The organism is Escherichia sp. TW14182, assembly GCF_000208525.1.
GTDB lineage: Bacteria > Pseudomonadota > Gammaproteobacteria > Enterobacterales > Enterobacteriaceae > Escherichia > Escherichia ruysiae.
In genome coordinates, this window is the sequence record NZ_AEJZ01000150.1 from 33313 (window position 1) to 41956 (window position 8644).

Annotated in this window: 6 protein-coding genes; all 6 read right to left on the reverse strand. The window is 52.9% G+C overall.

Going from position 1 to position 8644, the window contains the following annotated elements:
- Positions 1-26: 26 nt before the first annotated feature.
- Positions 27-2009, reverse strand: coding sequence for a Fe(3+)-hydroxamate ABC transporter permease FhuB (gene fhuB, locus EQY_RS0113365; protein WP_000044017.1), 1983 nt, complete (start codon positions 2007-2009; stop codon positions 27-29).
- A complete protein-coding gene (gene fhuD / locus EQY_RS0113370; RefSeq protein WP_000016201.1) occupies positions 2006-2896 on the reverse strand; it encodes a Fe(3+)-hydroxamate ABC transporter substrate-binding protein FhuD in 891 nt (296 codons plus the stop codon). Before fhuD ends, fhuB begins: the two co-directional genes overlap by 4 nt.
- Positions 2896-3693, reverse strand: coding sequence for a Fe3+-hydroxamate ABC transporter ATP-binding protein FhuC (gene fhuC / locus EQY_RS0113375; protein WP_010346004.1), 798 nt, complete (start codon positions 3691-3693; stop codon positions 2896-2898). The genes fhuD and fhuC overlap by 1 nt, the downstream gene beginning before the upstream one ends.
- 50 nt (positions 3694-3743) lie before the next feature.
- Positions 3744-5987 carry a ferrichrome porin FhuA gene (gene fhuA, locus EQY_RS0113380; protein WP_000135207.1) on the reverse strand — a complete coding sequence of 748 codons (2244 nt, stop codon included), beginning with the start codon at positions 5985-5987 and terminating at the stop codon, positions 3744-3746.
- Positions 5988-6241: 254 nt separating this feature from the next.
- Positions 6242-7207, reverse strand: coding sequence for a hypothetical protein (locus tag EQY_RS0113385; protein ID WP_000323819.1), 966 nt, complete (start codon positions 7205-7207; stop codon positions 6242-6244).
- A complete protein-coding gene (locus EQY_RS0113390; RefSeq protein ID WP_237712267.1) occupies positions 7207-8325 on the reverse strand; it encodes a DNA methyltransferase in 1119 nt (372 codons plus the stop codon). Before EQY_RS0113390 ends, EQY_RS0113385 begins: the two co-directional genes overlap by 1 nt.
- Positions 8326-8644 lie beyond the last annotated feature (319 nt).

Sequence of the window (8644 nt, forward strand, 5' to 3'; positions counted from 1 at the left end):
CCTCGCCCACCGGGCGAGGCATTCAATTAACGGCTCTGCTTTCTCAACAAATAGATAAAGTACGGCGCGCCAATAAACGTCGATAGCAACCCCGCTGGGATCTGGAACGGAAACAGCACCATCCGCCCACACCAGTCAGCGAATACCAGCAATAAACCTCCCACCAACGCCGAAATCACAATGTGCGGCATCGTCCGTCGAAAGCCCATCATCCGCGCAATATGTGGTGCCATCAGACCAACAAAACTCAACGGTCCAATAGTCATCGTCGCGGTCGCCGTCAGGCAAGCCGCTAACAGCAGCAACGCAATTCGCGTCGGCGTCAGCGCCATTCCCACAGCTCGTGCGGTATCGCCACCCAGCGGCAAAATGGTCAGCCAGCGGCGGCACAGCGGGGTAATCGCCAGCAAAATCACCATCACAATTCCGGTGCGCCAGACCTGTGCATCGGTCGCGTTGTAGGTCGAACCGGAAATCCAGGTCAGCACTTGCGCCATTCGCGGGTCACCACTCGCCTGCAACATCATCAAAAGCATGGTGAACGCGGTGCTTAACGCCATCCCCGCAAGCAGCATCCGGTGTGGGGAAAATCCACCTCGACCGGCGGCGATCATAATGATTAACAAGGTCACCGCCGCGCCAAGACTTCCCGCAGGCAACAGCCAGCCAAAGGCGTTGCCCGGCACCAGAAACAGCATCAACACTACGCCAAACGCCGCACCGGAGCTAATCCCCAGCACTTCCGGGCTTGCCATCGGGTTTCCGGTCAACCGCTGAATAATGCAGCCCGCCACCGCCAGCATGACGCCCGCAAACAGTGCTGCCATAATTCGTGGCCAGCGCCAGGGCATTAAATCATCAAGCAGCGCCCCGCTCGCCCACGTCCAGCCGTGCGCATCACGACCAAACGACAACGCCACAACCACAGCAATCAACAGCAGCACGCCGCCAGCGAGGGCAAACGCCAGCACATGTTGGCGTTCAGTCGCGACACGATCGTTCACCTTCATATCTGGCGCGCTAATGCTGCGTAAACGCGGCAGCAGCCACAACAGCAGCGGCGCACCGATGAGCGCAGTGACCGAACCGGTGGAAACCTCCATCCACACGCGAGTCAGCCAGAGGATGATTTGATCGGAAAGCCAGAGGATCAGCGCACCAATCAGCGACGCCAGCATCAACCGTGGCAGCAAACGCCGCGCCCCCAGCATTTTCGCCAGCAGTGGTGCGAACAACCCGATAAAGCCGATAATCCCTACCGCGTTCACCAGCAGAGCACTGATGACAATCGCCAGCGACAGCGCCGCCAGACGCGCGAGCGACAAGGCCAGCCCGAGATTGCGCGCCACGCCATCATCAAGCCCCATCAGGGTTAACGGACGAAGTAGCAGTAACGTCAGCATCACGCCACCCAGCAACTGCGGCCATAAACGCTCAACGCCGCCCCAGTCGGTTTGCGTCAGCGTTCCTGTACTCCACAGGAACATGCTTTGTAGCTGGTCGTGATGGAAGATAACCAGTAACTGATTGATTGCCCCGCAATAAAGGCTCACCACCAGACCCGCGAGGATCAGCGTTACCGGCGAAAGGCGCTTGCCCCACGCGACGCCAAAGACAATTAAGCCAACGACACAAGCCCCTGCCAACGCGGCAAACTGGCTCGCCATCGCGCCGGGGATCGCCCAGAGCGTGGTGACGGTAATTCCCAGTTGCGCGCCCGTTGCGACGCCCAGCGTGGTCGGTTCTGCCAAAGGGTTACGCAACACTTGCTGAAACAGCACGCCCACCAGCCCCAGACCTGCGCCAACCAACAGCGAAATAACCAGACGCGGCAGCAAGCTGTAGTGAAAAATCATCTGTTCAATGACATCGATATCCGGCGACCAGGCAGCCTGCGCCCACTGACTACGCGGCAGCGCCTGCGAGAAGTTCATCCAGGTCAACGCCGCAGCGGCAATCACCAGCAGCGCCAGTAATAACGCCGGGAAAAGCGCAATTCGTTTACTCACGCTTGACCTCCGATGGCGTTATCCAGAATACGCACAAAATGCATTGCCGAGAGCGTCGCACCATAGAACCAGACGGCGGGTACGCGCTGAAAGCGTCCGGCACGGACAAACGGCATTGCCTGCCACAGCGGCGTCGCCATTAACGCGTCCATGTCTTTGCTGTTGTCGTGATCAAAACAGAGCACATCAACGTCTTTATAGGCTGCCAGACGATCGATACTGACGGCGGTACTGCCCCAAAAGTTGGTTTCCCCTTGCCAGGCATTTGGGATGCCGTACTCATCAAGAATTTCCTGGAATAAGCTGTTTGGACCGAAGACCAACATATGGCGCGAATCGATAAGCGTCGTCAGCAGTAACGGACGCGATCCTCGCTTTACAAAGCGGGGTTTCATGCTGCGGATAAAGTCTTCATATTGCGCTAAATGCGTTTCCGCTGCGCTTTGCAGGTTAAGTAAATCTGCCATTTCCGTCAGCGATTTACGCGCCATCGCCAATGGCTGTTTGCCGTCGCTGAAGTTAAATCCGCGTCCCGGCGCAATACGTGCCAGCATTTCTGGTGAAGGGCCATATCCCGCCGACCAGACCATAAACGATGGTTTCATTTCGGTCAGCAGTTCGAGGTTAGGTTCTGTACGCAAACCAACATCAATCACCGACTCCGGCAATGGCGGTTCGCTGACCCACAGTCGATAATTGATGGTATCCGCCACGCCGTAAGGCACGATGCCGAGCGCCAGCAGTAATTCCACCGGCAACCACTCCAGCGCCACAATACGATTGGGATCAATAGCCGCCGCGTGGGCGGTATTCATCTGCCATAACAACGGAGAAAGCGCCATCGCCGTTAACAGTCGGCGGCGCGAAATAAGAGATAAGCCGCTCATCAATAAACAAAACTCACAGGTGCAGCACCCGCCGGATGCGGCAAAATACCCATCGGGATGCCATAAATCATTTCGAGGGTTTCGCCGCGCATAATTTCCGCAGGCGTTCCCTGAGCAATCATTTCACCGCCGCGCAGGGCGACCAGATAATCACAGTAACGCGCAGCCATATTGATATCGTGCAGCACGGCAATGACCGTCAGGCCACGCTCCTGACTTAAACGGTGCACCAGCGCCAGCACATCAACCTGGTGGGCGATATCCAGCGCCGAGGTCGGTTCGTCCAGCAACAGACAGCGGCTATCCTGCGCCACCAGCATGGCGATCCATGCCCGCTGACGCTCGCCGCCAGAGAGACTATCGACCAGCCGCTGCGCCAGCGGTTTTAAGCCAACCAGCGAGATAGCTTCCTCGACCTTTTCGCGATCTGCCGCGCCAAAGCGCCCCAGCGCGCCATGCCACGGGTAACGACCAATCGCCACCAGTTCACGCACCGTCATCCCTTCTGCCGGAGGAAGCTGCTGCGGCAAATAAGCCACTTTGCGGGCGAACGCTTTGCTGCTCCAGCTTTCCAGCGGCTGGGCATCAAGAAGAATTTCACCTTCCGACGGCGGCTGATGACGACCGAGCATTTTCAGTAACGTGGATTTACCGGAACCGTTGTGACCAATCAGACCGGTCACTTTCCCGGCAGGAAAGGTTAACGACAGCGGATGCAAAAGCGTGCGCCCAGGCACACGAAAGGAGATATTACGCAGTGCAAAAGTGGTATCGGAATGATTCGTGTATTCCTGCATAACAGCCAACTTGTGAAACGGGCACGGAAATCCGTGCCCCAAAAGAGAAATTAGAAACGGAAGGTTGCGGTTGCAACGACCTGACGTTCTGCGCCCCAGAAGCAGCCATAAGTGTTAAAGCAGCTGGCGACGTATTCACGATCGAACAGGTTGTTAACATGCAGCGCCACGTTGGAGCCAGCCATACCGACTCGCGCCAGATCATAACGCACTAACGCATCCACGACCGTATAACTTCCCACTTTAAAGGAGTTAGCCGGATCACCATAGCTGGAGCCTGTATAACGACCACCGGTGCCCAGTGTCAGACCTGAAAGTGGGCCGTCAAAGAAGGTGTAGTCAGCCCACAGAGAAGCCATGTGTTTTGGCACCTGCGCAGGCGTATTGCCTTTGTAGGTAGTATCGGTGGTGTATTCCGCATCGGTGTAGGTATAAGAACCCACCACGTTAACACTCGCCGACAATGCCGCTTTTGCTTCGATTTCTACGCCACGTGCGCGGATCTCGCCACCTTCAACCGAGAAGAAGGAACCCTCAGGGTCCGCCATCAGGTTATTGGTTTTGGTGAGATTATACAGTGCACCCGTCACCACAATTGGGCGATCTTCCGGTACATATTTCACGCCGACTTCGTACTGCTTACCTTTAGACGGTGCGAAAATATTACCATCCTTTCCGACCTGGGAAGAAGGTTCAAACGATTCGCTATAACTGAAGTAAGGTGTTACGCCATTATCAAACAGGTAGTTAACACCACCACGCCAGGTAAACTGTTTGTCATCACGTTTATCGGTCGTCCCGGCAACGCGGTTAAGAGATTCTTGATCCGCCCAGTCATAACGACCGCCCAGGGTGACCAGAACTTTATCCCACTGCGCCTGATCCTGAACGTAAATACCCGTTTGCTTCTGCTTATTCAGAATGCGGTAAGGGCCGGAGTTTGCCGGATCTTTCGCATTGAAATCGAAATCGGTATTCACCGGATTGTACAGATCGAGCAGCGGTACGGAGTCGTCGTAACCAAACCAGGCGTTGATGTCGTTACGCATACGCATGAAATCAACACCCGTCAGCAGGGTGTGGTCAATATCGCCAGTGGCAAATTTGCTCTGCAGCTGGGTATCAACAGAGAAGTTTTGCAGCTTCTCATCATCAACGACATATTTACGCGCCAGATAATGGCCTTTGTCCGCTGGCGCTAATGCCGCACATTGTTGGCTGTAAGCATTCGCCGGATCGGAGCAGACACCGTAACCATAAACGCTGTTTTGCGAGGTTTTGTTTTCCGCAAAGCGCAGGTTCTGACGCACAGTAAAGGTATCGTTAAATTCGTGGTCGAAGCTGTAGCCCACCATCTTCTCATTACGAGAATAGGTGTTGTTCTTCGCCCCTTCGTTAAAGTCCGTCGGCAGACGCTTACCATTCGGCAGCGGCTCAACGGTTCCCTCTTTCGGCAACCAGCCGTAATAACCGGTTTCCGGCTCGTTCTGGAAGTAAGAAAGGAAGGTGAAATTGGTTTTATCGTCCGGACGCCAGGTGAACGCCGGTGCAATAGCATAACGCTGCTCTTCTGACCCTTTCTGCTGAGCATTGGCAGAACGCGCAAGACCGGTCAGGCGATAAAAGTAAACGCCGTCATCATCCAGTGCATCGCTAAAGTCAAAACCAGTCTGGAACAGGCTGTCAGTACCGGCTTTAAATTGAACTTCTTTCAGCGGTTCGGTAGTCGGACGCTTGCTGACCATGTTCAACAGGCCGCCAGGACTGCTTTTACCGTAAAGCACGGAAACCGGGCCACGCATAATTTCAGCGCGTTCCAGCATATACGGGTCAATGACCGCATCGTTATAGAAGTTGCCCTGCAACTTCAGGCCATTCAGATAGTTATTCTGGCTTTGGCCTTCTGCCGCAAAACCGCGAATGATCAGGTGGTCATAGGTGTTGGATGCGCCACGCGTACCAACAGAGACACCTGGCGTGTAGCTGAGCGCCTCTTTTACTGACTTAGGCTGATGCAGCGCCATCTCTTCGGCGGTCACAACAGAAATAGACTGTGGCACTTTTTGAATCGGCGTATCTGTTTTGGTGCCGGTAGCGGACTGTCGCGCCGCAATAGTTGCAGCCGGCCCCCATGCGCTTTCTTGCGGCGCAGGTGCAGCGGTAACGGTGATAGTGTCTTCTTTCGGTTCAACCGCTGCCTGTGCATAAACAGACATGCCGCTAACCGCTGTGGCTACTACAACTGCGATTTTACGCAGCGAGTGTTTTGGCTGAGCAGTTTTGTAACGCGCCATTGGTATATCTCTGATGTAAAGTGAATGATAACGTAAACGAGAATGATTATTATAAAGATAAGATAATATTCGAAAGGCTGACGGGTTCGCAAGCGGTACGCAATATGCGCGCCCCTGAAGGGTCAATAAACAATCAGATGAAAAGAAAGGGTTAATTGTTTAGGCGGGATGTTACTGATATTGACTTATCTACGCCCTGTGTTCATTCATTCCACAAGGCGTAGTGATTTATTCCCCAGTCTATACAAGCCGCGTCAGGATAACGCTTTCAGAAGAAGCTGCGCGCGATGCTCATCGCTCACGGTCTCCCAGGCTTCCGCAAGCTGAACGTGCGCTTGTTTACTGATATCTATAGAAACCGCCAGTCCTTCATCAACTTCCGGCGCCTGAGTGTTGTTCTCACTCTGTTCAATGGCACGGAAAATTGCTTCATTCATGGTGGCAGTGTCGAGCGAACCCAGACGGCTTTTTAGTGCCTGAGCGGTGGAGGCAGAAACCCACATGCGGACGATCTCTTCATTCACCGGTTCACTCTGCACACGAAAATAGCAAAGATTCTCGTCTGACGGCAGCGGCACGTCAAAATATGGCTGGATCTTGATACCCGCACTCGTCGTCACGGAATAGCGTTTCTGCTTTGTATCCCGGTCATATATCCACAAACTTTTGCTGGCCTTACGTGCCCCTTTAGCTGGAGTAACATTCCATACTGCTGTGTACTGCTCCGGATTTGGCGGGATCATCCGCTCTTCAAAATAGAGGAATTCCGTCAGACTATCCTCCCATAGTAGCCAGCCTGTACGCATATCAGGGGTCTTATGAGGTGCGGCATCTCTTACCGTTTGCGTTCGACGTTCTATAAGCTCTGCGTATTGCTGGAAGACGTCATGCATCACGTCGTTAGCATCACGAGTGGTATCATCAATACGGATCGAACGCGTTGCAGCCGGGTGCATAAGCGTAGTGCCGCAGACTGACTTGATCGGTCTGTCACGCAGGCCTGCTATGCGCAAGAGTTTCATCTCCAGCCCCAATCCCTGATAATTGACATCAATATGTAAATTGCTCCAGCCACCATCAGGAATATTTTTTGCCAGGCAGTAAACGCGACTCCAGTCACCTTCCTCCAGCTTTCTGCCCATCATGGCGGCAACCTGAGTTGCCAACCACCGTTTAGCAAATACCTTTTCAGTATCAGTAAATGCTTGTAAGTATGCCATTACAACGGATCCTTATTACCTTCCAAAAGAGCAATTGCCTGAGACCTGAAGGTCGCGAAGTCCAACATTTTCCCATGCAGTAAAAGACTTTCAGCCAGATATTCGCTGTAGAGAGTGCGATAATCAATATCAGCCTCACGTTTAACGTGCAGATAAGGAAGCACGGGGATCGTACCATTTCGCTGGCTCAGGAATTCCTTAACTGAAATGGTTTTCGCCTCCGCCGTTGACACTTCCTGCTTGTTGCCATTTTCAACTTTACGACAATGCAGCATGAGATCAGCACCTGCGGTGTTATCGCTAACAAATTGCTTAAACGTACCATGCTGCTTGTCGAAAATATCGATCCTTTCAATGGTAAAACCAGCATCCAGCACTGCATTACGCAGACGATTCCAGATGTCCTCCGAAGAGTTCATAAATACCAACACCATCCAGTGTCCTGGTCTTAGCACACGATAACTTTCAGCCAGACTCTGCGTCATTAATTCCTGATATCTGTTGGCATCCTTTTTTTGTACGCGATTAACTATGGCTTCATCCGTGGCATCCGTATAGGACATTAACCAGGACTCCCACAACATATTCATTTCGCTATAGTTAATGTTGGCTCCAAACGGCGGATCGGTGAAAATCAGATCAACACTATTATCCGGCAGAAACGAAAGATCGGTCGCAGAACCCGTTTTAACCTGACAACGACCAACGTAGGCTTTAGCCGTGGTTTCAAGGTGATCAATAATTGATCTGGCCTTGCGTTCGAAGGTCAAAAAGATATTCGCTTCATTGAAAATATACGGGACATTAAAATTTGCCGTATTACCGCTGCCGCCCCAAAAACGGTACTCAGAAAGCCGGGTCACACGCTGATAGAGCGAAGTGAAAACAAAGCCGAGAAATGCGGCAATATTGGTATCTTCAACGCGATGAATCGCTTTCCACAACTGGCTCATCGCCGCCAGATTTCTGGCAGTATAAAAATGCTTTATGTTAGTCAGGCCATGACGCTTGGGCTGTGCCAGATTCACTCCATCTGGTAGATCGAAATCCGGGATGAACCCCTCAGCAAGATATTTGCCTGCGTCAATTGCGGCAATGAGCTTGAGATCGGCCTCCACAGGCGGCACCTCGGACTGAGCTTTACCGCAGCATTTATACCCCACGAGAACCGGCACTGGCGTCGTTCGGGCAAGGCGCGATTTTTTGACCTGATGATGACAATAAGGGCACGGGAACTCGCGCAAAAATTTATGTTCGCGCACAGTGTTACCGTAGCTACGGCATTCGTCCCAAAGCACAAACTCCTTACTACACTCGCTGCAAATGACTTTGTATGACCAGACAGTAAAGAGCAACTCTGCCTCTTTTCCACAGGTACGGCATTGCGTTGTGTAAAGGGTTTTACGCAGATCCTCCAGACTCTCAGTAACTACTTTT

Excerpts from the sequence above, each read along its gene's own strand:
- fhuA (WP_000135207.1), bottom strand. The coding sequence starts at position 5,987 with ATGGCGCGTTACAAAACTGCTCAGCCAAAACACTCGCTGCGTAAAATC.
- fhuD (WP_000016201.1), bottom strand. The coding sequence starts at position 2,896 with ATGAGCGGCTTATCTCTTATTTCGCGCCGCCGACTGTTAACGGCGATG.
- EQY_RS0113385 (WP_000323819.1), bottom strand. The coding sequence starts at position 7,207 with ATGGCATACTTACAAGCATTTACTGATACTGAAAAGGTATTTGCTAAA.
- fhuC (WP_010346004.1), bottom strand. The coding sequence starts at position 3,693 with ATGCAGGAATACACGAATCATTCCGATACCACTTTTGCACTGCGTAAT.